A 24,066-nucleotide genomic window follows, 5' to 3' on the forward strand; every position below is an offset into this window, starting at 1 on the left:
ACATTCGTCAATGACTTTGCAACGGATTGATGTGTACCCCCCAGTTTTGTATTTTTTGAGCTATTTTTAAGTAGTTCACAATGGAGATGGTTAAATGAGCAATGAGCCTGTTAATTCTGGTCGTCGCAAGTTTCTAACATTAACAACAGGTGTTGTTGGTGGAGTAGGGGCAGCTGCAGTGGCAGTTCCTTTCGTGAAATCTTGGAGTCCAAGTGAAAAAGCTAAAGCTGCTGGTGCGCCAGTAAGTGTTGATATTAGCAAAATCCAACCAGGTCAATTGGTTCGTGTTGAATGGCGTGGCAAACCAGTTTGGGTTGTTTCACGTACACAGAAAGTAATTGATGAGCTGGCGACACTGAACGATAAGTTACGTGATCCTGATTCTGCTGAGCCTCAACAACCAGAATATGCGACAAATCCAAGTCGTTCTCTTAAACCTGAGCTATTAATCGCTGTGGGTATTTGTACGCATCTTGGTTGTTCTCCTACTTATTTACCAGATTCATTCGGTGAGCAAGTTGAAGGTGTTGAGTCAGGTTTCTTCTGCCCATGTCATGGTTCTAAATTTGATATGGCTGGACGTGTATTCCAAAACGTACCTGCGCCATTAAACTTAGTAATACCTCCACATTATTATGTTTCAGATACACAAGTCCTAATCGGCTTAGACAAAGGAGATGCCTAATGCTTAAAAAATTAGTCATGGGCGGAATTGATTGGATTGATGCGCGTATTCCGATGACGGAAACGTGGAATAAACATCTTGCACAATATCCGACACCAGTAAACTTCAACTTTTGGTACTTCTTTGGTTCATTAGCAATGTTAGTGCTTGTTAACCAAATATTAACAGGTATCTGGTTAACGATGCATTATAACCCATCAGCTGAAGGCGCGTTCGCTTCAATTGAGTACATCATGCGTGATGTTCCTTATGGTTGGTTATTACGTTATATGCATTCAACGGGTGCATCAGCATTCTTTGTTGTTATTTATTTACATATGTTCCGTGGATTAATTTACGGTTCATACCAAAAGCCACGTGAACTTATTTGGATCTTCGGTATGTTGATCTTCTTAGTGTTAATGGCTGAAGCATTTATGGGTTACTTATTACCTTGGGGACAAATGTCTTTCTGGGGTGCACAGGTAATTATTTCACTATTTGGTGCCATTCCATTTATTGGTGATGATTTAACATTGTGGATACGTGGTGATTACGTTATCTCTGGTGCAACGCTTAACCGTTTCTTTGCATTACATGTTGTTGCATTACCACTCGCACTTGTTGCATTGGTATTCCTACATATTGTTGCGCTTCACGAAGTGGGTTCAAACAATCCAGATGGTGTTGAAATTAAACAGAAGAAAGGTACTGTTTCAGAAGAAGCGAAAGGCAAATTCACTTTCCATAAACAATACAGCAGCAAAAAAGACATTATGGATGCTGTCCCGTTCCATCCTTACTTTACAGTAAAAGATATTATGGGTGTGTCATTCTTCTTGATCTGTTTTGCAGCAGTGATCTTCTTTATTCCTGAAGGCGGCGGTTTCTTCCTTGAGCCACCAAACTTTGAAGCGGCAAATGGTTTGAAAACACCTGAGCATATTGCACCAGTTTGGTATTACACACCTTACTATGCAATTTTACGTGCAATCCCAGATAAATTAATCGGTGTTGTATTCTTCGGTGGTTCTATTGCGATTTTATTCCTATTGCCTTGGTTAGATCGTTGTAAAGTTAAATCTATTCGCTACCGTAGTTTGGCGCATAAAATTAACATTACTCAGTTTACTATCTGTTTTATTGTATTAGGTTATTTAGGTGCCGTAGCAGCAACACCGCTTTATACAATCATTGCGCAGATTGCATCGGTTGGGTATTTTGGATTCTTTATTGCTCTGTTTATTTACAGCAAAAACGAAAAAACTAAGCCACTACCAACGAGGTTGACACACTAATGAAAAAATTATTGATAGCCTTAGTGGCATTCGTTCCTAGTTTAGTTTTTGCATCAGGTGCAGCAGTGCATTTAGATAAAGCAAACTACGACTTAACGGATAAAGCATCTCTACAAAATGGTGCTAAATTATTCATGAACTACTGTTCTGCTTGTCACTCTACTGCGCATCAACGTTACCAACGTGTTGCGACAGATTTAGGGATTCCAGATGAGTTAATGAAAGAAAACTTGATCTTCACCGACAGTAAAATTGGTGAGTTAATGAAAAACAGCATGGATAAAAAAGATGCTGCGAAATGGTTCGGTAACACGCCATTAGATTTAACATTAGAAGCGCGTGTGCGTGGTGCAGACTGGATCTACACTTACTTACGTTCTTTCTATAAAGATCCAACGCGTCCATTTGGTGTAAATAATGCAGTCTTCAAAGACGTGGCAATGCCGCATGTTTTAGAAGAGCTACAGGGCATCCCAACTGCTGTTTTTGAAACAACGGTTGATGCTGATGGTGTAGAGCATCATGAAATTATCGCGCTTGAAAGTAACGAAGGTGGCGAGATGTCATCGGATGAGTATGACCAAGCGGTACTAGATCTGGTAAACTTCCTAGTCTATTCAGGAGAGCCGAATAAACTTGAGCGTCAAAACTTAGGTTTCTGGGTAATTGGTTTCCTAATTATCTTATTTGTACTGAGTTACTTATTGAAGAAAGAATACTGGCGCGATATTCATTAATCGCTAATATTTTTTCTACTATCTTTTCGGCAATGGTGTTTTTTCGACGTCATTGCCGTTTGTGTTTTTTAAACACTTATTTTTTTAATTACTAGGGGTATTCCATGGCCGTAGCTGCAAACAAGCGTTCTGTTATGACGTTGTTCTCAGGACCATCTGATTTATATAGTCACCAAACACGTATCGTATTGGCTGAAAAAGGCGTCAATGTTGATATTACATTCGTTGACCAAGAAAACCCTTCAGAGGAACTAGCTGAATTAACACCTGATAGCGATCTACCAACATTAGTAGACCGTGAGTTAGTGTTATACAACTCTCGCATCATTATGGAATACTTAGATGAGCGTTTTCCTCATCCACCACTTATGCCTGTATATCCTGTTGAACGTGCTAAAAGCCGTTTATTAATGGAGCGTATTGAAGGTGAATGGTTTCCATTAGTAGCAACAATTATGTCTGGTGACGAAGCGAAAGTTGAACCTGCTCGTGCTACTTTACGCGCTAAAATTCTTGAAGTTGCACCAGTATTCGAGCACTTCTCATACTTTATGTCTGAAGAGTTTACGATTGTTGATTGTTACATGGCTCCTTTATTATGGCGTCTACCAGAATTAAAAATCGATTTAGGCTACGAAAATGTAACAGGCATTAAAAGTTACATGGTTAAAGTATTTGAGCGTGAATCATTCCAAGCGTCAATGACTGAAACTGAGCGTGAAATTCGCATCGGCGGTCAATAAGATAGGTATTTAAAATGTCGGAAATGTTAGTACAACGCCCTTATTTATTACGTGCTTTTTATAACTGGATTGTTGATAGTGAATGTACTCCACATATTATTGTGGATGCTTCATTACCGAATGTTGAAGTGCCAGTGCAGTTCGTTGAGAATGGGAAAATTGTATTAAACATCGCGCCAGAGTCTGTTGTAGCGTTCGAGTTAAATGATGATGCATTATCATTTAACGCGCGTTTTTCAGGTCAGCCGATGCAAATTTACGTACCTTTATATGCGATTGAAGGAATTTATGCTCGTGAGAATGGTGCAGGTACAATCTTCCCTGAAGAGCCTGCTTACAAGCTTGCAACAACTCAGGCAGATGCTAGTGATAGTAAGAAATCTGATGATGATAAGCCTAAAAGGCCAACATTAACTGTTGTAAAATAGTCTCGATATAAATTTCGACAAATAAAAAACCGAGCTTGCTCGGTTTTTTTGTCTCTGCTTTTTATTGCATCGCAGCTACCAGTTAGAGGTTACGGATTTACAATGAAGAGGGCGCTTTTTTCGATAAGATAAAAGCGGCAATTAATGAAAATAGAACAAAGATAAATAAAGGCGTTTGTCCCATTCGTTGATAAGGTGTTTCACCATAAGCAGGTTGTACTTCTTCTCTTAATACAGCATCTTCAAAAGTAGGTAAACGGCCCACTTCTTCACCGACTGTATTGTAGATCGCAGTGATCCCTGTGTTGGTGCTGCGTAAAACTGGACGACCGAATTCAATGGCACGCATTCTCGCTATTTGTAGATGTTGGTCTGGGCCAATTGAACTGCCAAACCAAGCGTCATTACTGACGGTTAATATCATACCTGTGTCATGGTGAATATTTTTTCTTAATAACTCAGGAAAAGCTATTTCATAACATAATGCAGAAGCCAATGTCGTACCGTGTGCTTGTAAATTCCTTTGTACTTCACCACCGCGATGAAAACTCGACATAGGTAAATTAAAATAAGGCGCTAGTGGGCGTAATAAATCTTCAAAGGGTACAAACTCACCAATAGGTAATAAATGATGCTTCTGATAGCGATTTGGGCTTACATTTGAGTAACCTTCACCTTCTGGTAAGTCACCTAGCATAATAATGCTATTAAAATATTGATTACTTTCTTTGTTGTAGCTAATGATGCCTGTAATTAAGGATTGCTCATTGGTTTTTAAAGCATTGGATAGCGATTGTAAAAAAGGCTGCATATTCAGCTCAAGTGCAGCGATTGCAGACTCTGGCCAAATAATTAACTCATTTTTATGAATCAATTCAGGATCCGTTTGTAATTCATTTTGAATACCAGAAAGTGCTAAATATTTACGTAAAGAAGGGGAGAGGTGATTGGGTTCCCATTTCTTAGCTTGATCGATATTACCTTGAACTAAAGCGACTTTAATAGGCGCTTGTAATTCGGTAAAACTTAACTTCTTTAAAGCAAACCCTGAAACCGTTAAGAAAAGAATTAATCCTAAGGCAAAAGATTTAGATTGTTTAAGCACTAATAAAGTCAGGGCCGAGCAAGTCAATAAAATTGCCAAGGTCATGCCCTGTACACCCAAAATAGGCGCAAAGCCAACGAATGGGGTGTCAATATGGCTGTAACCTAGATAAGCCCACGGAAAGCCTGTTAAAACCCATCCGCGCAAAAAGTCCATAATTAACCAAGCACTAGGCAAAATAAGTAGTAACTTAACTGCCATTGAATTGCTTTTTATCTTGAAGGTTAACCATAACGCTAAACTTGGGAAGAGTGCGAGATAAGCACATAAGACAACAATGAGTGCGACACTAACAAAGGCTGGCATACCACCAAATAAATCCATGCTGACATAGATCCAATGAATGGTTGCAATAAACATGGATAAATTGAAGACAAAGCTAACTAAAAATAGCTTCTTTTGTTGTAAGTGGACTTGTTTAAGCAATAAAAATAAGCCAACAAATGATGGATATAACACCCACCATTGTTGAAACGGTGCAAAAGCAAAAACTTGTATCGCACCTAACAAACTGGCGATAAATAGCTGCCCTAAAAGGGAGGAAGTCATTTTATTCATCAGTTTCTTAACCTATTGCTCACTCTTGTGGTGGCTGTTTTCTTAATTCTTTTGGAGTACGAACTTGTAATTGTACTAAACGTCGATTGTCTGCGTGAGTGACTTTAAACTTATGTTCGCCTATCGTGATTTTTTCACCACGGCCAGGTAAGTGACCTAACTCATGTAAGATCAAACCACCAATAGTATCTTGATCTTCGACGTTATAATCGGTTTTGAAGAAGTCATTAAAATCAGCAAGTGTCGTCAAAGCGCTTACAGCATAACTACGTTTACCAATTTTACGGATCTCTTCATCATCATCGTTGTCGAATTCATCTTCGATTTCACCAACAATTACTTCTAAAATATCTTCGATTGTCACTAAGCCTGATACACCACCATACTCATCAACAACAATTGCCATGTGGTAACGTTGGCTACGAAACTCTTTTAATAACGTATCTAAACGCTTACTTTCAGGAACCACCACTGCTTCTCGTAGAATTTCTTCTATTTTGAATTCGTCAGGATCTGAACTAAAACCGTATTGAATAAGGTCTTTTGCTAGCAATAAACCCACAATATGGTCTTTATCTTCAGTGATCACTGGGAAACGAGAATGTGCTGAGTTAATGATTTCAGGTAAAAACTCATCAACGGACTGATGTAATCCTAAGGTCACCATTTGTGAACGAGGGATCATGATATCGCGTACTCGCATTTTAGAAACGTCGAGCACTCCTTTTATCATTTCTTTGGTTTTTTGATCGATCACTTCACGCTGCTTAGCGCTATCGATCACATCTAATAATTCATCTTGGCTTTTTGGTTCGCCTTGGAATAAATTGCTGATTTTATCGAGCAGACCTTCTTTAGGCTGCTCGTTGCTAGAATGATAATCTTCCGACATTAATTTTATTTACTCTTTTTCGCTTAAATAAGGGTCATTGTAACCAAGCTCAATCATGAGGCTAGTTTCAATACGTTCCATCGTTTCTGCTTCTTCTTCATCAATATGGTCATAACCTAATAAATGCAAGGTTCCATGAATTAACATATGTGCCCAATGTGATATGAGTCTCTTATTTTGTTCAATTGCTTCTTTTTCAACCACACTCTTACAGATTATCAGATCCCCTAACAAAGGTAACGTGATCCCGGGTGGGTTTTGAAAAGGAAAAGATAAGACATTCGTTGGTCTATCTTTTTCTCTATATTGGCTATTCAACTCTTGGCTTTCTGCTGCATCAACAATACGTACTGTCAGCTCAGCTTCTTCACGAATGTCATCGCTTGCCGCCATAATTGCTGCATTTACCCAAGTTTCTATTTGCGCTAACTCAGGTAAAGATTGCTCGTTCTCACTCGCAATCTGTAAATCAACATACAATTCCATTAAGCGTCTCTCGCTTCGCTTTCTGCAATTTCAGTTTTTCTATCAAAGGCATCGTAAGCTTTAACAATACGTGCAACAACAGGATGACGAACAACATCATCGGCTAAAAAGAAGTTAAAGCTAATGCCATCATCGACTTCACCTAACACTTCAATCGCATGTCGTAAGCCTGATTTTACGTGGCGAGGCAAATCAATTTGTGTAATATCACCAGTGATCACTGCCGTTGAGTTAAAACCGATACGAGTCAAAAACATCTTCATTTGTTCTGTTGTTGTATTCTGGCTTTCATCCAAAATAACAAAGGCATCATTTAAAGTACGTCCACGCATATACGCCAATGGTGCAATTTCAATGACGTTTTTTTCAATCAGCTTTTCTACTTTTTCAAAGCCTAACATTTCAAATAAAGCGTCATATAAAGGACGTAAATAAGGGTCAACTTTTTGCGATAAATCACCCGGTAAGAAACCTAATTTTTCACCAGCTTCAACAGCAGGGCGCGTTAATAGAATACGGCGCACTTCTTGACGCTCTAATGCTTCAACAGCACAAGCTACGGCTAAATAGGTTTTACCTGTACCTGCAGGGCCGATACCAAAACTAATATCGTTACGTAAAATATTACTAACGTATTTTGTTTGGTTTTCACCACGCGGCTTGATCACGCCTCGTTTAGTTTTAATAGTTAAGCTTTTAAAACCTACTTCATTAGATTCTGCTTTAACTTCTAATAAACGATGATCGCTGATTAAATTTTGTAGCGCTAAATGTACTTCATCATTGGTTAAGCGTGGCGCTTTTCCTTTGATTGGTTGTGTTTCAATGTATAAATCATTGAGTAAATCACGGCAGGCTTCTGCGTAACGTTGTTCACCCACTACTTGAAAATGTTCATCTTTATAGATTATTTCAACACCTAAGCGGCGTTCAATCTGTTTAATGTTATCGTCAAATGATCCGCATAACACCGCTAAACGGTCTTTATCTGCAGGTACTAAATCAAGATGTACTGTGGTTAGTTTTGTGGTCAAGTTACAAAGCCCCTTATTTATATTTTCTTAGTTATTAATGCTTGTTCATTCTTTTCAGTACAGCCTAAGCTGGCACAAAGGTTTCGACACCGAGTTTACTGTTTTGTTTCTTAACAATATCACTTGGACGAATAGATTCACGTAAATTCATTTCTGATTCACCGCGAATAAATTTACCACGGATAGAGTTAGTATGAACTTCTGTTATCTCAACATCAACAAAACCGCCAATTGAACGATGATCACCTTCAAAGTTTACGATACGGTTATTTTCAGTACGTCCGCAAAGTTCCATAATATTCTTACGCGAAGGACCTTCTACTAAAATACGTTGTACTGAACCGACCATACGGCGACCAATTAATTGTGAATGTTGGTGAATGCGATCTTGTAAGATGGCTAAGCGTTTCTTTTTGGTTTCCATATCAACATCATCAGGCATATCTGCCGCAGGCGTTCCTGGACGTTGGCTATAAATAAAACTATAGCTTGTATCAAAACCAATAAAGTTAATCAGATCCATCGTTTGTTGGAAGTCTTCATCGGTTTCATTCGGGAAGCCAACAATAAAGTCAGAACTAATCGTTAAATTTGGTCTTACTGCTTTTAATGCGGCAATCTTTTCTTTGTACTGCGCAACAGTATGTCCACGTTTCATTAGGTTTAAAATACGATCCGCACCGGCTTGTACAGGAAGATGTAAAAAATCAACTAGCTCAGGTGTGTCACGGTAAACATCAATAATTTCATCGGTAAAATCAATCGGGTTACTTGTAGTGTAACGTAAGCGATCAATACCATCGATAGATGCCACATAACGTAATAATTCAGCAAAACTACATTCTTCACCATCGTGCATTGTGCTGATGTAAGAGTTTACGTTTTGTCCTAATAAATTAATTTCACGTACGCCTTGTTCTGCAAGCTGTGCAACTTCTAATAAAATATCATCTAACGGACGGCTTACTTCCTCACCACGCGTGTAAGGTACCACACAGAAAGTACAGTATTTTGAACAACCTTCCATAATTGAAACAAAGGCCGTTGCACCTTCTGCTCTTGGCTCTGGCATTGAGTCAAACTTTTCAATTTCAGGGAAACTGACATCAACCACATTGCCTTTATTTTCTTTCACGTCTTTAATCATTTTTGGTAAACGATGTAATGTTTGCGGACCAAAAACAATATCAACATAAGGTGCGCGACGACGAATCGCTTTACCTTCTTGCGAAGCGACACAACCGCCAACACCAATAATGATGTTAGGATTTTTTTCTTTTAATTTTCTCCAACGACCTAGTTGGTGGAATACTTTTTCCTGTGCTTTTTCACGAATAGAACAGGTATTCAATAAAATTACATCTGCATCTTCTGCTTCATCAACAGAAACGTATCCATTGCTTGCATTTAAAAGGTCTGCCATTTTCGATGAATCGTACTCATTCATCTGACAACCCCAAGTTTTAACGTGTAATTTCATGCTCATATCGACTGCCTACCATTGTTGCTATTAGTTGAGACTAATTTGTTTGTTTCTTCAAAAGAGGTCGCATTTTACGCACTTCAAGGCAATCATGCTACTTTTTGTTTGCAAGCTTTACGTTTATTAAAAATTCAGCGGGTAACTGGGTTTTAAACACTCAAAAAAATGGCTTAATTTTTCCCAATTGGCAGTAATTTACGTACAATCAAGCGTTCTGATGAAGTTCATTAAATAACGCTAGCAAAAGAGCGCTTTGGTAAATATTGAGGATGTTATGGCAAATAGGGAAATTATTATTGTTGGCGGTGGAATGGTTGGCGCTTTATCCGCTTCATTGCTTGCTAAACAAGGCGATACCATTCACCTTATCGAAAAATCACCATTAGTCATGCCACAAATTGATGATCAGTTTGACCTACGCGTGTCTGCTTTTAGTGCACAAAGCAAAGCCTTACTTGAGCAAGCTGGTGTCTGGGATATGATCCCTGAATCTCGTGTCTGTGCTTATAAAGGTTTACAAACATGGGAAGCTGGCAGCCAAAAATTAATATTTTCTAGTGATGATATCGGAGAAGCATTATTAGGTTATATTGCCGAAAACCGTTGGATCCAAGCTGTGCTATGGCAACAACTCAAACAATTATCGAACGTGCATTTCTATGAAAACGTTGAAGTATTGAATATTGAGCAAAACGAACAGCAAGTTAATGTCACACTATCCAATCAAAAAACGTTACAAGCTGAATTGTTGCTTGCTTGCGATGGTGCTAACTCTGCGGTACGTAATCACTTACAACTGCCAGTGACAAGTTGGGATTATCGTCAACATTGTCTGCTAATTAACATTACAACTGATTGCCCTCAACAAAGCATTACATGGCAAGAATTTAGAGAAACAGGTCCTTGTGCTTTTTTACCGTTAGCTGGGCATAACGGAAGTTTAGTGTGGTATCACAGCCCACAAAAAATAAAACAATTACAAAGCTTAACCAATCAACAATTGAAGCAAACTATTTTAGCTGAATTTCCACATTTAGATTTTGATTTTGAAGTGCAAAGTAAAGGTGGATTCCCACTTACTCGACGTCATGCAAAACACTATTACCAAGGGCGTGTTGTATTATTAGGGGATGCGGCTCATACCATTAATCCATTAGCAGGGCAGGGCGTAAACCTTGGATTTAAAGATGTGCAATGTTTAGTTGAATTGCTTACTTTGTGTAGTGATTTATCAATACCTGAAATATTAAAGCGTTATCAACGCCAACGTCAGCCAGCGAATTTATTAATGCAAACGGGGATGGATGTTTTTTATAAAGTCAGTAAATCAGATTCAACTGCACTACGCTTTTTACGAAAAAGCTTTTTAGGGTTAGCACAACAATCCGGTGAGATTAAAAATCGTGTCATGCGTTATGCGATGGGAATAAATTAAAGATATAAGTGATTTCATGAATACAAAAAAGCCGCGACTTAATAGTTTAAGTGGCGGCTTTTTATTTGTTTATTGGCGAGGTTAAGTGATTCGCTTAGAAAGACGTTCGGCGATAATCACGGTAACGAGGTAACCAGAAGTTAGCATGTAAGCGACGCTTCATATTTTCATCGGTAACCGGTAACGCTAATCCATCTTCAATTGCTTGTCGCGCAACCGCATTAGCAATTTTTTCACTGATTTCTTGAATCACTTTTAATGGTGGTAATAAAGCACCCGGTGCTTTTTCATAGTCCATTGATGCATCTGCTAAGGCTTGGCTTGCTGCCATTAACATATTATCGCTGATCCCAGTGGCACGCGCTGCTAACACACCTAAACCAATCCCCGGGAAGATGTAACTATTATTACATTGAGAAACTTCAAAAGATTGACCTTCGTAAAGGGTATTCGGGAAAGGGCTACCTGTTGCAATAATAGCTTTACCTTTACTCCAATTAGTTACGTCTTGTGGCGTTGCTTCCACACGTGATGTTGGGTTTGAAAGCGGTAATACAATAGGTTGTTCTGTATTTTCACATAAAGTTTCAATCACTGATTGTGTGAATAAACCTGCTTGACCACTCACGCCAAACAATACAGTGATCTTACCTTGTTTAACCACTTGCTCTAAGCCTAGAGATTGGCTGTGATCCCAGCTTTCTATTGCCGCTGATTTTTGTGCTAACGGCGATTGGAAAGCTTGTAAATCTGGCATGTTATCGGTTAATAAACCGTAACGATCTACCATAAACACTTGTTTACGTGCTTGCTCTTCAGTTAAGCCTTCACGTTGCATTTGACGAATAATATGTTCAGCAATACCACAACCTGCTGAGCCAGCACCTAAGAAAGCAATATTCTGTTCGCTTAGTTTTTGCCCTTTATTTAAACAAGCTGCAATTAGCGTCCCAACAGAGACCGCTGCTGTACCTTGAATATCATCATTAAAACAACAAAGTTGATCACGATACTTGTTTAATAGTGGTGTTGCATTAGTTTGCGCAAAATCTTCAAATTGTAATAACACTTCAGGCCAACGACGCTTAACAGCTTGAATAAATAAATCGACAAATTCATTGTATTCTTCGCCAGTAATACGTGGGTTACGCCATCCCATATACATAGGATCATTTAATAATTGGCTATTGTTAGTACCTACATCTAATAAAATAGGTAAACAGTGCGCAGGACTGATACCACCACAGGCAGTATATAAAGCTAACTTACCAATTGGGATCCCCATGCCACCGATACCTTGGTCGCCCAATCCTAAAATTCGCTCACCATCTGTTACGACTATAACTTTTACATTCTGCTTAGTCGCATTCTGTAACATATCATCAATTTTATGACGCTCAGGATAAGAAATAAATAATCCACGCTTACGACGATATATTTTAGAAAACTTTTCACAGGCTTGGCCAACCGTTGGCGTGTAAATCAGCGGCATCACTTCTTCAATATGATCTTCAATTAAATGGTGATAAAGCGTTTCGTTAGTATCTTGAATGTTACGTAAGTAGATATGTTTATCCAAATCACTATTAAAAGAACAAAGTTGCTGATAAGCACGTAAAGACTGTTCTTCAATGGTTTCAATGGTATGCGGTAATAATCCAGTTAAATTAAAACTGTCTCGCTCTTCTAATGAAAATGCACTGCCTTTGTTAAGTAGTGACGTTTCTAATAATGCAGGGCCAGCGAAGGGGATATATAAGGGGCGTTTTGATGGCATAATCATATCTCTTATTGAGTAAAGCATGCTTTAAATCATGCCTGAATTAATTATAGTGTATAAACAATAGCCCAATCTAAATGATAGCTAAACCATTTACAACCTAATGTGTGTTAGCTGAGTTCTATTTTATGTTTTTTAAAATAATCTTTTAGATAATCGAGCAATAAACGTAACTTTTTAGAGTCTGCACTCCCCGGAGGAAATACCGCATAGAGTTCAATATCGTTCAGTTGATAGTCTGTTAAAATCTGAGTAAGCGTCCCTGACTTTATTTTAGGTAACGCATCATAGGTTGGAATGCGCCCTAAACCGTGTCCACCTTCTACAAAAGCAGTTCGAGCAGCTGCGTTATTGGTACTGACATTACCTGATAATTTAACCTTATAAGAGCGGTTGCCTTTTTGAATATCCAAGGTACTAGCCGATAACTTATAAAGCACCCATTGATGCGAGCTTAATTGCGCAGGCGTCGTAGGGCGACCGTGTTTTAATAAATAGTGGGGCGAAGCACATAAACAAGTATGCAAGGTTGAGAGTTTCACGGCTTGTAAACCAGAGTCAGGTAAAACAGCGCCACGTATCGCGACATCAAACCCTTCTTTAATAATATTGACCACTTCATCACTCAAGTTCACATCTAATTGAATATTAGGATAAAACTGACGAAATTCATTTAACGCAGGCACAATAATATTTAACCCAACACTCACGGGGCAACTTATTTTAATGACCCCAGTTGGGTCATTTTTAAGGTTTTCGATTTGTTGGTTTGCCGCCAAAGCTTGCTCAACAATCACTTTACAGCGTTCATAATATTGACTGCCTGCTTCTGTGAGGGCAATGCTACGAGTCGAGCGGTTAAGTAATTTTATGCCTAATTGTGTTTCTAGTTTTTTAATGTGATAACTCACCACTGCACGCGACAATCCAACATGCTTGGCCGCTGCACTTAAACTGCCTTGCTCAATTACCTGTGCAAATACCACCATGCTTTTTAATTGTTCAAAGGAAAGTTCCATTAGTGACTCTTTTTGTTTATATCGGGATAGTTTGTATCAATTATTATAACAATGATGTCAGTAAAGTCTGCATTGTTCAAAATTATATTAAGCCTATACTGTTGTTCATTATCTAAATACAGATAACACTAACAATAATAATTGCAAAATAAGGGTCACACTATGAGCAACAAAAAAGTATTAATCGTTTTAACTTCACACGATAAATTAGGTGATACAGACCATAAAACAGGTTTTTGGGTTGAAGAGTTTGCTGCACCGTATTACGTATTTAAAGATGCAGGTTTTGATATCACATTAGCATCGCCACTAGGCGGCCAACCTCCTGTTGATCCAACAAGCCAATTAGCAGATTTCGAAACGGACGCAACTAAACGTTACGACCAAGATGATGCAGTAAAAGCAGAACTTGCTAACACAGTTGTTTTATCATCTGTAAATGAAAGCGATTACGATGCAGTTTTCTACCCAGGTGGTCACGGCCCATTATGGGATCTTGCATACAATGCCGATTCAATTAAATTAATTGAGAACTTCTTAGCGGCTAACAAACCCGTTGGTGCAGTATGTCATGCAAGCGCAGTATTATTAGACATTAAAGATAGCAACGGCGAATATGTTATTAAAGGTAAAGCGGTAGCTGGTTTCACTAACAGTGAAGAAGCAGCCGTACAATTAACTGATATCGTCCCTTTCTTAGTGGAAGACGAGTTAATCAAACGCGGTGCAGATTACCAAAAAGTAGATGATTTCAATGCCTTTGCCGTACAAGATGGTTTGGTTATTTCTGGTCAAAACCCAGCAAGTTCTGAGCTGGTGGCTGAAAAACTAATTGCACATTTAGGCGCATAGTTTTAATAGGCGCACAGTTTTAGGTTAGTATTTCGTTTATCAAATTTGTTAGCTTGGCTCCCCCGCTCAAGTTAACAAACTAAAGGCCGTTATTGATTAAACTTGATAACGGCTTTTTTCTTTGTTTTTTTGTTCCTTTTATTGTTTATCTCAATGACATTTATCGCACTGCTAACTTGAAATTAATGGTCGTATTCTTTTTATTATCATTCTCAATTGACATCTAAATTCATGAGTATACGATCCGTATATTAAACATATACGGAGCATATAATGGGGATCGTTAAAATAACTGACGAGTTACATGATGAAATAAGAAAATCGAGTAACGTTATGTCGAGATCAATTAATTCACAGGCAGAATTTTGGATAAAAATGGGCATGTTAGCTGAGTTAAATCCAACACTGACTTTTCATGAAATTATCAAACAACAATTATTAAAAGAAAACCTAACGATTGCGGAGATTTTGCATGAGTAAAGTAACAATTAAAACGGCAGATGAAATCGAATTCATGAGAGAAGCAGGCAAACTGTTAGCTCAAGTTTTTAAAATGCTTGATGGCTTTGTTTGTGAAGGGCTAACAACATTAGAAATCGACACTAAAGTAGAAGATTTTATTGTTAATGAATTAAATGCACGACCTGCCAGCAAAGGGCAATATGGTTATCAGTATTCGCTTAATTCATCAGTTAATGATGTTGTTTGTCATGGCGTCCCTAGTGATAAGTACCAACTAAAAGCAAAAGACATTTTAAATCTTGATATCACCTTAGAGAAAAATGGTTTTATTAGTGATTCAAGTAAAATGTATACCTTTTCTAACACAAGTGCGGAAGCAAAACGTTTAGTTAAAACCACTTATGAAGCCATGTGGGAAGGCATTAAAGTCGTTAAGCCTAAAGCAACATTGGGTGATGTCGGTAATGCAATCCAAAAACATGCAGAATCAGCAGGTTATAGCATCGTGCGTGAATATTGCGGGCATGGTATTGGCAGAGAAATGCACGAAGCACCTGAAGTCCTTCATTACGGAAAAGCGCATTCAGGTTTAACGCTAGAAGAGGGGATGACATTCACCATCGAGCCGATGATCAACCAAGGTACAAAGAAAATAAAGACGAAAAAAGATGGTTGGACAGTGGTAACGCGCGATAAAAAGTTATCAGCTCAATGGGAGCACACTATTTTAGTCACCGAAACCGGCTATGAAGTGTTAACGCTTCGTGAAGAAGAAAAGGTAGCTTAAAGAGTAGGGCGTTTACGTTCCTTAAGTTTTAATGCTTCTTTTTATGCATGTGTAGCGATTTTTAATCATAGTCATTTAATGACAGTTATCTAATAGCTGTTATTTAATCATTGCTCTTTTAATAATGGTTAATAGCTGTTGTCGCTACTCACATGTACTTTCAATTCCCCTTTTTGTTCACCTGAAACCGTAAAGTTAATTGGCTGACAGCAAACTTGGCAATCTTCGATGTATTCCTGATCGGTATCGGAAGGATCTAATAGAATCACGATGGATTCACCGCAATAAGGGCAGGAAATTTGTTCTTCTTGCAGGAAAGGCATAAGTGTTCCTTTTGTTTTTTTTGGGATGTAGGATTTATCTTACCTTGTTTGCCGATTCTTTTATTGAGTTTTAAGCTCGTCTGCGCTCGTCCAGTCATCTTGATTATTATTTACAGTGTTTTCGCCCTGTCGGCGACTCTACTTTTTCTGAACAGCAGAAAAAGTAAGCAAAAAGACTGTTCCCGAATCGTTTTTTAATCTGAATAAATAACAGCCTTCTTAACGCACCGCTCAGACTCGACATCCATGTCTCGAACTGAGCTAGCAACGGCATCCATGCCTTAGCTTGCTAAAGTCTGTGATTGATTCAGAAAAATTCAACGGGAGGGTTGTTGACTCGTCTGCGCTCGTCGAGGCTATTTGATGTTTATTTACAGCAGTTTCGCCCTGTCGGCGAGTAACTTTCTAACGCACCAGTTCATACGGCACGTCCATGTGCCGGATGAACTTACAGCAAACGTCCTGTTTGCTGTTGCTGAAAGTTATCCATTGTTTGGGAAAGTTCAACGGTGGGAATTATCGTTCCTGTATTGCGTGTCGTATATGTCTTTGTTGTTGTGCTTTAGAGACGTGGCTTTTAAGCCACCTTTGGTAATCAAAATTTCTGGTTCGTCAACGCTCATTCAGTCATCTTGATTGTTATTTACCTAATGACTGCCATGTTAACTTTTATCTATGTCTATTGAGGTTGATCAAACGTTTTCTTCCTGCTTTGTTTAATCTCATACCAAAATATTTTAACTATTAATTAAAGATTTCTTTTTAGGAAAATAATAATGAGATTTAGTCATAAAGATAAAAAAGATGAGCGTGTATCCAGTCAATCAACTTATGCGTTTGATTATCCAGATAAATTAGATCAAGCACCTTTAGGTTTAGGCGTATTTGTTCTGTTGAATGAAGCGAGTGATGTGTTATATGTTGGGTGTGCCGTCAAAAGTCGTTTTGAGGTTGCGTTATCAGAATTAAAAGGTAAAAGTGCTGCACGTGATGTGGTGAGTTATCGTTGGTTTATTACTAATGATGAGTTAAGTGCTAATACATTAAAAATGGATTGGATTGAAAAATACCAACCAAGTAATCAAGTTTTGTGATTATTGTTTTTGATTCGTTTTTATTGTTCTTTGTGGGAATGCATATTTGTGATTGGTTGATCGCTCGTCTGCGCTCGTCGTTGCAGTTTGATATAGCATTGCTTGGTGTTTCGCCTTGTCGGCGACTCTACTTTTTCTTGGTCAGAAGAAAAAGTAAGCCAAAAGACTGACATCGAATCGCTTTCTAATCCAAACAATGTAGAACTTTCTTAACGCACCAGTTCATACGGCACGTCCATGTGCGGGATGAACTTACAGCAAACGTCCTGTTTGCTGTTGCTGAAAGTTATCCATTGTTTGGGAAAGCTCAACGGTGACAATGTCGTAGCCGTGTTGAGTGATATTTCATTATCTACAGAAAACTAAATTGTATATTTCTGCAGTAAATGCGGAACTTTTCCGCCTTTTATATGATAAAGGTTTTATGTTTTTATTTGAACGCTTGATTTAATGCTTTATTACACTAAAGTAACATCTAATTTATCAAATTAAACTATTCTGTTTTTCCACTGTAAATACGGAGTAATTCGGCTTAGTTACACTGTTATAAGCCTTTAGGAAACCATGTATCAATTACCCGAAGCTAGAAAAATAATCGAAAGTACTTTAGAAAACTATAAACATGAATTCCATGATTTAGTAAAAAGGTATGCTGACTATTGCATTAATAAAAATCAAAAATATTGTGATTTTTTCGTGGATATAGCTACTTTGATGAATGGTGGCTGGGGAATAAGTTCTGAACATTATACTGATTGTTTACCTGAATTCAGAGAATTTGATTGGTATGAGATATTACTCATTGATGAAGAACGCGATCCTGAAAGTCTATATATACCACTCCTTAATCAATCATATAAGATAGGTTATTTATGGATTGAACGACAATTGGCGATATTAAAAATTGAAATCCAATGCATAGAAATTCGGCTATATCACAATGGTAATGGAGAATATCAAAAATTAGTGTAATCGGCTTATAAATCTACAATGCTCGGCAGCCACTTGGTTAATTAAATAATATCAAAGAGCTAATCATAAAACCTTACTCTATGCGGCTACGACATCGTCACCGTTGAGCTTTCCCAAATCATGAATTGTTTTTAGCAAACCCAAACAGGATGTTTGGGGTAGGCTCGTTCTGGCCATGGATGGCCAGCAAGAGCCGGTGCGTTATAAAAGATTATTTTAAAACATAGGTATTATTTGGATCAGAAAGCGATTCGGTGTCAGTCTCTTTGCCTGTTGTGGGTAAAAAGCCTCTTCTGGTAAGAGAAAGTAAAGTCGCCGATAGGGCGAAATACCAAGTTATGAAATATCAAACTGCTATGATGAGCGTAGACGAACCAATCACTAAGCTCTTAATTTTAAGGTTTATTCTGACCAATTCAAACTCCCTTAGCTTAATAACTTCTCCAAATAAGTCGTTAAAAAACTCATTAACACCCTTATCCTGCGGTTATGTTGAACGTCTGCGTGACAGACCAACCAGAACTCTAAATGAGGCAATTTAATCTCTGTCATTAGTTCATTTAATTCATCCCATTGTTGAATAAGATGCTTGTGAGTAATGGTGATGCCTGCTCCTTTTCTTGCTAGCTCAATTTGCAATGGTAAGAAGTCTGTTTTTAAATAAAAATCCTTTTCAACAACGGGTAAGCCTAGTTGTTTTATTAATTTTATAAATTGAGGATCTTTGTCATAACCTATTAAAGTATGTTGTTCGATTTCTTGTAAATTTTTTGGGGAGCCGTGTTTGCTTAAATAATCATTACTTGCCACAAAATTAAGTTCGATATTGGGTAGGCGTTTAGCAAACAACTCTGGTTGAGTGGGTCTAAACATTCTTAAAGCAATATCGGCATCTCGCTTGTGCAAACTTGTTGATTGATTTGAAATATCTATCTCAACTTGAATTTCGGGATAGCTCTGATTAAATTCGGCAATGGCTTCTGGTAAATAATAAAGCCCAATGACTTCATTTGCGCTAACTCTTACATTGCCCGCTAATGACATTATCGAGCCTGAAGCAGTGCGCACGAACTGCTCTGATGCTTGTTGCATCATCTCGCTGCTTTCTATTAATTTAGCCCCTAAATCCGTGAGTTTTAAGCCTTGAGTACTGCGTTCAAAAAGCGTAATTTGCAATTTTTTTTCTAATAATGCTATTTGACGACTTAATGTTGGTTGAGAAATATTAAGGGCTTTTGCAGCTTTGGATAAACTACCTAACTTTGCAACGGAAGAAAAAATTTGGATAAGTTCCCAAGATAGATGATTCATTATTTCCTTTCCTTGTGATCATTCATTTCAATATTAAATCAGAATACGCTATTCATATTTGAATGGCGACAGGTGCCTTTTGGTTATTCGCTATAAAATTATGATCAGTATACTGAGCGCATCATCTAATGAGTTCTGTTTACGTAATAGATTTCATTGGTTTATTCAAACTTATCGTGATTGGTATTAATCATTGAAGGAATTATTATTATGTTTGTTGGTCATTATGCTGTTAGTTTTGCACTTAAAGCGACTCAGAAAAAAGCCTCTTTAGGTTTGTTATTTATTGGCGTTCAGTTTGTGGATCTTTTGTTTTTCTCATTCACATTATTTGGCATAGAGCGTTTTAATCTTATTGAAAACTATACTGAATCTACGCATTTTCAGTTGGAATTTATGCCTTATAGTCACAGTTTAGTTGCGGTTCTTATATGGTCTGCACTTGTTTATTTTCTATTAAGGTTATTAGTCAAAAAAGAAAAGGGGCTGAGTGGGAAGATCTCGGTTGCTTTTGCATTAGCTATCGCGGTTATTTCTCATTGGTGTTTGGATTTAATCGTACATACGCCGGATTTGCCATTATTTATAGATAACACACATTTCTATGGTTTTGGTTTATGGAACAATGCGTTGCTAACTTATATTTTGGAAGCAATCTTATTGGTTGGCGGATTATATCTGTATATGAAGTCTACTTATCATTCCGGCATCAATGAAACGGCTATTGCGAGATACGGCATGCCATTTTTTGTTGTGCTGTTATTAATCGTTAACTTCATTAATATTTTTGGACCATTGTCATTAGAAGAAACCACACAAAGCAGTGCAATAACCGCGCTTGCTCTTTACCTCGTTTTTGCAATCATTGCGTTCTGGTTAGATAAGAAACGAGTTTGTTCATAGGGATATAGTGAAAGTTATAAAATGCTGGGCAGCCACTTGGTTAAGTAAATAATAGTAAACAGTTAATCTATTAATTAACTAATATCAAACAGTTAATAATAAAACCTTACTCAAAGGGGCTACATCAATCCCTCCCGTTGAGTTTTTCTGAATCAATTACAGACTTTAGCAAGCTAAGGCAGGAAGCCGTTGCTAGCTCATTTCGAGACATGGATGTCGAGTATGAGCGGTGCGTTTAGAAGGCTGTGATTCATTCAGATAAAAAAACGAATTGGGAGCCAGTCTTTTTGCTTACTTTATTCTTCTGGTAAGAAAAAGTATGTCGCCGACAGGGCGAAAACGCTGCTAATAATTATCAAAATGATCCGACGAGCGCAGACGAGCCTACTGGCATTTCTATTTGGATAGCAAGGAAAACCGAATAACTAGCAAACCAATAAAAGAGTTGACTGTTTTTGTGTTTCCCACATGATAACCTACCTCTGAATCTGCTTAACGCAGCTAACTCTCTGATAAAAATAAAAGGTATTGTTATATGGAAATGGATGAATCGATCAATGTATTTGGCGAAGCATTAGAAATGTGTTGTGAAGATCCTGTGACTGGGTTTTACCGCGATGGTAAATGCAATACTAATAAACAAGATGTGGGCTCGCATACTGTTTGTATTAAAGTGACACAAGCATTCTTAGAATATTCTAAATCGAAAGGTAACGACTTATCGACACCTGTTCCTGAATATGGTTTTGAAGGGTTAAAAGAAGGCCATAGCTGGTGTTTATGTGCAATGCGATGGTTAGAAGCGGAACAAGCAAATATGGCACCGAGAGTTCACCTTAAAAGAACACATATTAAAGCCTTGGAAATAGTCCCAATCGCTTTATTAAAACACTACGCGCTAGATCTTAATTAATAGTTTGATGGCAAAGTGCTCGCTCATTTAGTGAATTTTTAAGCTTAAAGTGTTAATAATAAAATCTTGCTCAACGTGGCTGAAACAACGCCACAATTGAGCGAATAAACCAATAACATCTTACCTATTAAATTTAATTGCCACTTATCATCCTACTTATTTGCATGACAAAGGCTTGATTTTTAATTTCGCTTTCTAGACTTCATGGTTATATCGCATAGTATTAAAACCCTCTTTATAAACTCATTTCTGTTGTTACTTGATGGCAGTAAATAAGTCGATCTTAATATTCATTAATATGTACCAAAGGAAACTATGAATAAATCTACTCTACTATTATTGGTGCTTGTCTGTTTGTTTCAAACAGGTTGTTCATTAGCGCCGTCTGCTGCAAATCGTGCTTATAAAGCATATGATGCCAATGACCATAAGGAGTCATTAAGGCTAGCGACGCGTGCTTTAACTAAGTATGAATATTCTCGTGAGGATACTGCTAATTTATTGTTGTTAAAAGCAGATAATTATTTGAAGTTAGACAATGACGTTAAAGCATCAGGGACACTCAATTACATTCTTGATGAATATGTTGATACTGAAGCTGCTTATAAAGCAAAATCTATGCTGGGATCAGTTGATACTTTAAATGATTTAAGTAAATCTTCTTATGAAGAGTTGTATGAGAAGAGTCAGATCCAAGCTGCAACGAAAGTAGGTAAAAAATACTTATCAAGCATCTCTACTGGTGACTTTAAGTTAAGTTGGCAAGCTTCACTTAACAAATGTGCTGAAGAACATAAGGACACTACTTTTAAATTTAAGGTTGTGGCTGAAATTTTACTTGAAGGTAATGTTTCAAAGGTTGTTACTGAAGAAAAATCAACTCCATTTGTTGAGTGTGTGATAACTAGTATTAAAGCTTTTACCTATCCGACTCCAGCGTTTAACCACCATTATGTGCACTTCATTATTAACGTAAACAGGAATAAAAAAACGGAAAGGCTAAGCATTTAAACCAAGCTGTTTAATGTTAAGGAAACGACATGAACAAATTCCACATTGCAATCTCTACGAACAAAATAGAAGAAACCGTTGTTGATTACACGGCGCGTTTAGGCGAGAAACCTTGTTCTTATATTGAGCATGAATATGCATTATGGCGAACTGAATCACTTAATGTATCAGTGCGTCAAGACTCAAGTTGTGCAACAGGGGAGTTACGTCATTTAGGTTGGGAAGATATCTCTGCGAAAAACTTTAGCAAAGATATTGATGTAAATGGCATCGTTTGGGAGCGTTTTAAAGCTCACCAACAAGCTGATGAAATTAACGAAATCTGGCCTGAAGCTCATTTTATTCCTGAATAACCTCGTCAACTTTTTACTTTATTGAATTTTTTTAAGTCCTTAACTAATGTTAATAAATTCAAACAAGTGCTTGGTAAACCTTCAATCATGATGAAGGTAAATGAAATCAATAGTGAGGTGTGAATGTTTCTACGACTAATGAATATCACTGATATTGAAAGTGTGGCTAAAATTCATCAATCAGTCTTTCCTAGACAACAACACTCATTTGAATGGATAAAGTGTAACTATAATGCCTCTCCTCGTATATTAAATTTTGTCGCGATAATTGATGATGAAATTGTTGGGTATATTACTTGGATTCAAAAAAGCGGCTTTCGCCCTCAAGTCGTATTGGAGTTAGAACAACTAGCGGTTAAACCTTCATGGCAAGGTCAAGGAGCTGGGCGCAATATCATTACTGGTTCATTAGTTATAATAAAACGATTTCTTGCTAAAAACGGCTCCACTTTAAAACATATATTAGTGACAACTCGCTCTGATAACTTTGCTCAAAATTTATATCGAGAGACATTAGGAGCAGAAATTGAAGCTGAAATTTCAAATTTGTATTCAGACGATGAAGTCTTAATGATTGCCCGTAATGTAAATAACCTCAATTTTGGATAAGCAAATCGATACAGTACAACATTATATAAAGTTTTAATTTATGGGTTACGCAGCTTAGTAGGCGGAGCTATATAAGGCTTTGTTAACTTCCATTAAATTGCTTAATAAAAAAACAAGCGCTTACCTTTTATCATTGTGAATTCATTTGCGAATAATGCCCTTAAAAATAATTTTCCAGTCTTTGTATTTTTTGATAGCCTTAAATTATTAACACGTAAGTACTTTATAATAATATGAAAATAATTTTTTAAGGTGGAAAATAAATGTCTGATTATTTTATGCTTGAATGTTTTATGCCTCCTGGTGAACGTTCTTTTGCCATGATTAAAGCGGTTTATTTATCGGAGCAAGCTTCTTGGCGTGCTGGTGAGCAATTTAAAACAGAACCACCTACGCCGCTACAAATTGGTATTCGTTCAGGCTATAAGGACGATTTAAAGGAAATGTATTATGCCGATGCGCTAGTTATTTCTAAGCGCTTATATAACGAATTAGAAGCTGCTGGTGTTGACAACATGGATGCTTACGCTTGTGTGATCAGCAATGCTGAGACCGGATTTAAAACCGAAGATTATATTGCTGTGAATTTATTAGGTTTAGTTGCGACGGGCGATCTAGAAATGGCTAAAATTCGCGGTAATTTAAGCTTTGATGAGCTTAAAGCCAAAGGAATGCTTATGTTCCGTTTAGAAGACAATCCAAGCGCAATTGTGATCCACAAATCTGTCAAAGCGCATTTGCAAAATAAAGGTTTCGATATGCTAACCTTTATGGAACCAGAGAAGTGGATGGTTTAACGTGTTTAGAATAAGTT

Annotated in this window: 26 protein-coding genes; 17 read left to right on the forward strand and 9 right to left on the reverse strand. The window is 37.5% G+C overall.

Features of this window, described 5'->3' with window-relative positions:
• The first annotated feature begins 94 nt into the window (after positions 1-94).
• From petA to E2R67_RS07550, 5 genes are all read left to right on the forward strand, one after another.
• Positions 95-685, forward strand: coding sequence for a ubiquinol-cytochrome c reductase iron-sulfur subunit (petA, locus tag E2R67_RS07530; protein ID WP_134290315.1), 591 nt, complete (start codon positions 95-97; stop codon positions 683-685).
• Positions 685-1,962: a cytochrome b gene (locus E2R67_RS07535; protein WP_208379489.1), complete on the forward strand. Its 1,278-nt coding sequence runs from the start codon at positions 685-687 to the stop codon at positions 1,960-1,962. The genes petA and E2R67_RS07535 overlap by 1 nt, the downstream gene beginning before the upstream one ends.
• On the forward strand, positions 1,962-2,699 hold the full coding sequence (locus E2R67_RS07540) for a cytochrome c1 (protein WP_134290316.1): 738 nt from the start codon (positions 1,962-1,964) through the stop codon (positions 2,697-2,699). The genes E2R67_RS07535 and E2R67_RS07540 overlap by 1 nt, the downstream gene beginning before the upstream one ends.
• 104 nt (positions 2,700-2,803) lie before the next feature.
• Entirely contained in the window at positions 2,804-3,442 is a 639-nt protein-coding gene (gene sspA / locus E2R67_RS07545; protein WP_134290317.1) for a stringent starvation protein SspA, read from the forward strand.
• 23 nt (positions 3,443-3,465) lie between these two features.
• Entirely contained in the window at positions 3,466-3,870 is a 405-nt protein-coding gene (locus E2R67_RS07550) for a ClpXP protease specificity-enhancing factor (RefSeq protein WP_208379494.1), read from the forward strand.
• A 97-nt stretch (positions 3,871-3,967) separates the two neighbouring features.
• Here E2R67_RS07550 and lnt read toward each other — a convergent pair whose 3' ends face one another.
• The 5 genes from lnt to miaB form a co-directional block, all read right to left on the reverse strand.
• Entirely contained in the window at positions 3,968-5,524 is a 1,557-nt protein-coding gene (gene lnt / locus E2R67_RS07555) for an apolipoprotein N-acyltransferase (RefSeq protein WP_134290389.1), read from the reverse strand.
• 28 nt (positions 5,525-5,552) lie between these two features.
• Positions 5,553-6,425, reverse strand: a complete 873-nt coding sequence (gene corC, locus E2R67_RS07560; RefSeq protein ID WP_134290320.1) for a CNNM family magnesium/cobalt transport protein CorC — start codon at positions 6,423-6,425, stop codon at positions 5,553-5,555.
• A 9-nt stretch (positions 6,426-6,434) separates the two neighbouring features.
• Positions 6,435-6,911, reverse strand: coding sequence for an rRNA maturation RNase YbeY (ybeY, locus tag E2R67_RS07565; protein ID WP_134290321.1), 477 nt, complete (start codon positions 6,909-6,911; stop codon positions 6,435-6,437).
• A complete protein-coding gene (locus E2R67_RS07570; protein ID WP_134290322.1) occupies positions 6,911-7,945 on the reverse strand; it encodes a PhoH family protein in 1,035 nt (344 codons plus the stop codon). The genes ybeY and E2R67_RS07570 overlap by 1 nt, the downstream gene beginning before the upstream one ends.
• A 64-nt stretch (positions 7,946-8,009) precedes the next feature.
• A complete protein-coding gene (gene miaB, locus E2R67_RS07575) occupies positions 8,010-9,431 on the reverse strand; it encodes a tRNA (N6-isopentenyl adenosine(37)-C2)-methylthiotransferase MiaB (RefSeq protein ID WP_134290323.1) in 1,422 nt (473 codons plus the stop codon).
• A gap of 271 nt (positions 9,432-9,702) precedes the next feature.
• On the opposite strand from miaB, the gene E2R67_RS07580 reads away from it, so the two are divergent.
• Positions 9,703-10,863 carry an FAD-dependent monooxygenase gene (locus E2R67_RS07580; RefSeq protein WP_134290325.1) on the forward strand — a complete coding sequence of 387 codons (1,161 nt, stop codon included), beginning with the start codon at positions 9,703-9,705 and terminating at the stop codon, positions 10,861-10,863.
• 94 nt (positions 10,864-10,957) lie between these two features.
• On the opposite strand, the gene E2R67_RS07585 is transcribed toward E2R67_RS07580, so the two are convergent.
• A complete protein-coding gene (locus tag E2R67_RS07585; protein ID WP_208379495.1) occupies positions 10,958-12,643 on the reverse strand; it encodes an NAD-dependent malic enzyme in 1,686 nt (561 codons plus the stop codon).
• Between the two features lie 110 nt (positions 12,644-12,753).
• Positions 12,754-13,662 carry a LysR family transcriptional regulator gene (locus E2R67_RS07590; protein ID WP_134290328.1) on the reverse strand — a complete coding sequence of 303 codons (909 nt, stop codon included), beginning with the start codon at positions 13,660-13,662 and terminating at the stop codon, positions 12,754-12,756.
• Positions 13,663-13,824: 162 nt separating this feature from the next.
• Here E2R67_RS07590 and E2R67_RS07595 point away from each other — a divergent pair, with 162 nt between their 5' ends.
• The 3 genes from E2R67_RS07595 to map all read left to right on the forward strand — a co-directional run bounded on the left by E2R67_RS07595 (position 13,825) and on the right by map (position 15,763).
• On the forward strand, positions 13,825-14,514 hold the full coding sequence (locus E2R67_RS07595) for a type 1 glutamine amidotransferase domain-containing protein (protein WP_134290329.1): 690 nt from the start codon (positions 13,825-13,827) through the stop codon (positions 14,512-14,514).
• Positions 14,515-14,787: 273 nt separating this feature from the next.
• Positions 14,788-14,994, forward strand: a complete 207-nt coding sequence (locus E2R67_RS07600; protein ID WP_134290330.1) for a ParD-like family protein — start codon at positions 14,788-14,790, stop codon at positions 14,992-14,994.
• Entirely contained in the window at positions 14,987-15,763 is a 777-nt protein-coding gene (gene map / locus E2R67_RS07605) for a type I methionyl aminopeptidase (protein WP_134290331.1), read from the forward strand. Before E2R67_RS07600 ends, map begins: the two co-directional genes overlap by 8 nt.
• A 128-nt stretch (positions 15,764-15,891) precedes the next feature.
• Here the strand turns inward: map and E2R67_RS07610 are convergent, their stop codons facing one another.
• Positions 15,892-16,086 carry a CPXCG motif-containing cysteine-rich protein gene (locus tag E2R67_RS07610; protein WP_134290332.1) on the reverse strand — a complete coding sequence of 65 codons (195 nt, stop codon included), beginning with the start codon at positions 16,084-16,086 and terminating at the stop codon, positions 15,892-15,894.
• Positions 16,087-16,862: 776 nt separating this feature from the next.
• On the opposite strand from E2R67_RS07610, the gene E2R67_RS07615 reads away from it, so the two are divergent.
• Together E2R67_RS07615 and E2R67_RS07620 are read left to right on the forward strand one after the other, a co-directional pair.
• Positions 16,863-17,180: a GIY-YIG nuclease family protein gene (locus tag E2R67_RS07615; RefSeq protein WP_134290333.1), complete on the forward strand. Its 318-nt coding sequence runs from the start codon at positions 16,863-16,865 to the stop codon at positions 17,178-17,180.
• Between the two features lie 564 nt (positions 17,181-17,744).
• On the forward strand, positions 17,745-18,152 hold the full coding sequence (locus tag E2R67_RS07620; protein WP_134290334.1) for a hypothetical protein: 408 nt from the start codon (positions 17,745-17,747) through the stop codon (positions 18,150-18,152).
• 426 nt (positions 18,153-18,578) lie between these two features.
• Here E2R67_RS07620 and E2R67_RS07625 read toward each other — a convergent pair whose 3' ends face one another.
• A complete protein-coding gene (locus E2R67_RS07625; RefSeq protein ID WP_134290336.1) occupies positions 18,579-19,463 on the reverse strand; it encodes a LysR family transcriptional regulator in 885 nt (294 codons plus the stop codon).
• A 210-nt stretch (positions 19,464-19,673) separates the two neighbouring features.
• On the opposite strand from E2R67_RS07625, the gene E2R67_RS07630 reads away from it, so the two are divergent.
• The 6 genes from E2R67_RS07630 to E2R67_RS07655 all read left to right on the forward strand — a co-directional run bounded on the left by E2R67_RS07630 (position 19,674) and on the right by E2R67_RS07655 (position 24,049).
• Positions 19,674-20,366, forward strand: coding sequence for a hypothetical protein (locus tag E2R67_RS07630; RefSeq protein WP_134290337.1), 693 nt, complete (start codon positions 19,674-19,676; stop codon positions 20,364-20,366).
• Between the two features lie 535 nt (positions 20,367-20,901).
• Complete coding sequence (locus E2R67_RS07635; protein ID WP_134290339.1) at positions 20,902-21,279, forward strand: DUF2237 family protein; 378 nt, start codon at positions 20,902-20,904, stop codon at positions 21,277-21,279.
• A 315-nt stretch (positions 21,280-21,594) separates the two neighbouring features.
• Positions 21,595-22,290, forward strand: a complete 696-nt coding sequence (locus tag E2R67_RS07640) for a tetratricopeptide repeat protein (protein ID WP_134290341.1) — start codon at positions 21,595-21,597, stop codon at positions 22,288-22,290.
• Positions 22,291-22,319: 29 nt separating this feature from the next.
• Positions 22,320-22,643 (forward strand): hypothetical protein, encoded by a 324-nt coding sequence (locus E2R67_RS07645; RefSeq protein ID WP_134290342.1) that lies wholly within the window; start codon positions 22,320-22,322, stop codon positions 22,641-22,643.
• Positions 22,644-22,766: 123 nt separating this feature from the next.
• Positions 22,767-23,252, forward strand: coding sequence for a GNAT family N-acetyltransferase (locus tag E2R67_RS07650; RefSeq protein ID WP_134290343.1), 486 nt, complete (start codon positions 22,767-22,769; stop codon positions 23,250-23,252).
• 263 nt (positions 23,253-23,515) lie between these two features.
• On the forward strand, positions 23,516-24,049 hold the full coding sequence (locus E2R67_RS07655; protein WP_134290345.1) for a hypothetical protein: 534 nt from the start codon (positions 23,516-23,518) through the stop codon (positions 24,047-24,049).
• Positions 24,050-24,066: the final 17 nt, after the last annotated feature.

The organism is Psychromonas algicola (assembly GCF_004378355.1).
GTDB lineage: Bacteria > Pseudomonadota > Gammaproteobacteria > Enterobacterales > Psychromonadaceae > Psychromonas.

Coding starts and splice junctions, on each gene's coding strand:
- petA (WP_134290315.1), top strand. CDS start 95: ATGAGCAATGAGCCTGTTAATTCTGGTCGTCGCAAGTTTCTAACATTA.
- E2R67_RS07535 (WP_208379489.1), top strand. CDS start 685: ATGCTTAAAAAATTAGTCATGGGCGGAATTGATTGGATTGATGCGCGT.
- E2R67_RS07540 (WP_134290316.1), top strand. CDS start 1,962: ATGAAAAAATTATTGATAGCCTTAGTGGCATTCGTTCCTAGTTTAGTT.
- sspA (WP_134290317.1), top strand. CDS start 2,804: ATGGCCGTAGCTGCAAACAAGCGTTCTGTTATGACGTTGTTCTCAGGA.
- E2R67_RS07550 (WP_208379494.1), top strand. CDS start 3,466: ATGTTAGTACAACGCCCTTATTTATTACGTGCTTTTTATAACTGGATT.
- lnt (WP_134290389.1), bottom strand. CDS start 5,524: ATGACTTCCTCCCTTTTAGGGCAGCTATTTATCGCCAGTTTGTTAGGT.
- corC (WP_134290320.1), bottom strand. CDS start 6,425: ATGTCGGAAGATTATCATTCTAGCAACGAGCAGCCTAAAGAAGGTCTG.
- ybeY (WP_134290321.1), bottom strand. CDS start 6,911: ATGGAATTGTATGTTGATTTACAGATTGCGAGTGAGAACGAGCAATCT.
- miaB (WP_134290323.1), bottom strand. CDS start 9,431: ATGAGCATGAAATTACACGTTAAAACTTGGGGTTGTCAGATGAATGAG.
- E2R67_RS07580 (WP_134290325.1), top strand. CDS start 9,703: ATGGCAAATAGGGAAATTATTATTGTTGGCGGTGGAATGGTTGGCGCT.
- E2R67_RS07590 (WP_134290328.1), bottom strand. CDS start 13,662: ATGGAACTTTCCTTTGAACAATTAAAAAGCATGGTGGTATTTGCACAG.
- E2R67_RS07595 (WP_134290329.1), top strand. CDS start 13,825: ATGAGCAACAAAAAAGTATTAATCGTTTTAACTTCACACGATAAATTA.
- E2R67_RS07600 (WP_134290330.1), top strand. CDS start 14,788: ATGGGGATCGTTAAAATAACTGACGAGTTACATGATGAAATAAGAAAA.
- map (WP_134290331.1), top strand. CDS start 14,987: ATGAGTAAAGTAACAATTAAAACGGCAGATGAAATCGAATTCATGAGA.
- E2R67_RS07610 (WP_134290332.1), bottom strand. CDS start 16,086: ATGCCTTTCCTGCAAGAAGAACAAATTTCCTGCCCTTATTGCGGTGAA.
- E2R67_RS07615 (WP_134290333.1), top strand. CDS start 16,863: ATGAGATTTAGTCATAAAGATAAAAAAGATGAGCGTGTATCCAGTCAA.
- E2R67_RS07620 (WP_134290334.1), top strand. CDS start 17,745: ATGTATCAATTACCCGAAGCTAGAAAAATAATCGAAAGTACTTTAGAA.
- E2R67_RS07625 (WP_134290336.1), bottom strand. CDS start 19,463: ATGAATCATCTATCTTGGGAACTTATCCAAATTTTTTCTTCCGTTGCA.
- E2R67_RS07630 (WP_134290337.1), top strand. CDS start 19,674: ATGTTTGTTGGTCATTATGCTGTTAGTTTTGCACTTAAAGCGACTCAG.
- E2R67_RS07635 (WP_134290339.1), top strand. CDS start 20,902: ATGGAAATGGATGAATCGATCAATGTATTTGGCGAAGCATTAGAAATG.
- E2R67_RS07640 (WP_134290341.1), top strand. CDS start 21,595: ATGAATAAATCTACTCTACTATTATTGGTGCTTGTCTGTTTGTTTCAA.
- E2R67_RS07645 (WP_134290342.1), top strand. CDS start 22,320: ATGAACAAATTCCACATTGCAATCTCTACGAACAAAATAGAAGAAACC.
- E2R67_RS07650 (WP_134290343.1), top strand. CDS start 22,767: ATGTTTCTACGACTAATGAATATCACTGATATTGAAAGTGTGGCTAAA.
- E2R67_RS07655 (WP_134290345.1), top strand. CDS start 23,516: ATGTCTGATTATTTTATGCTTGAATGTTTTATGCCTCCTGGTGAACGT.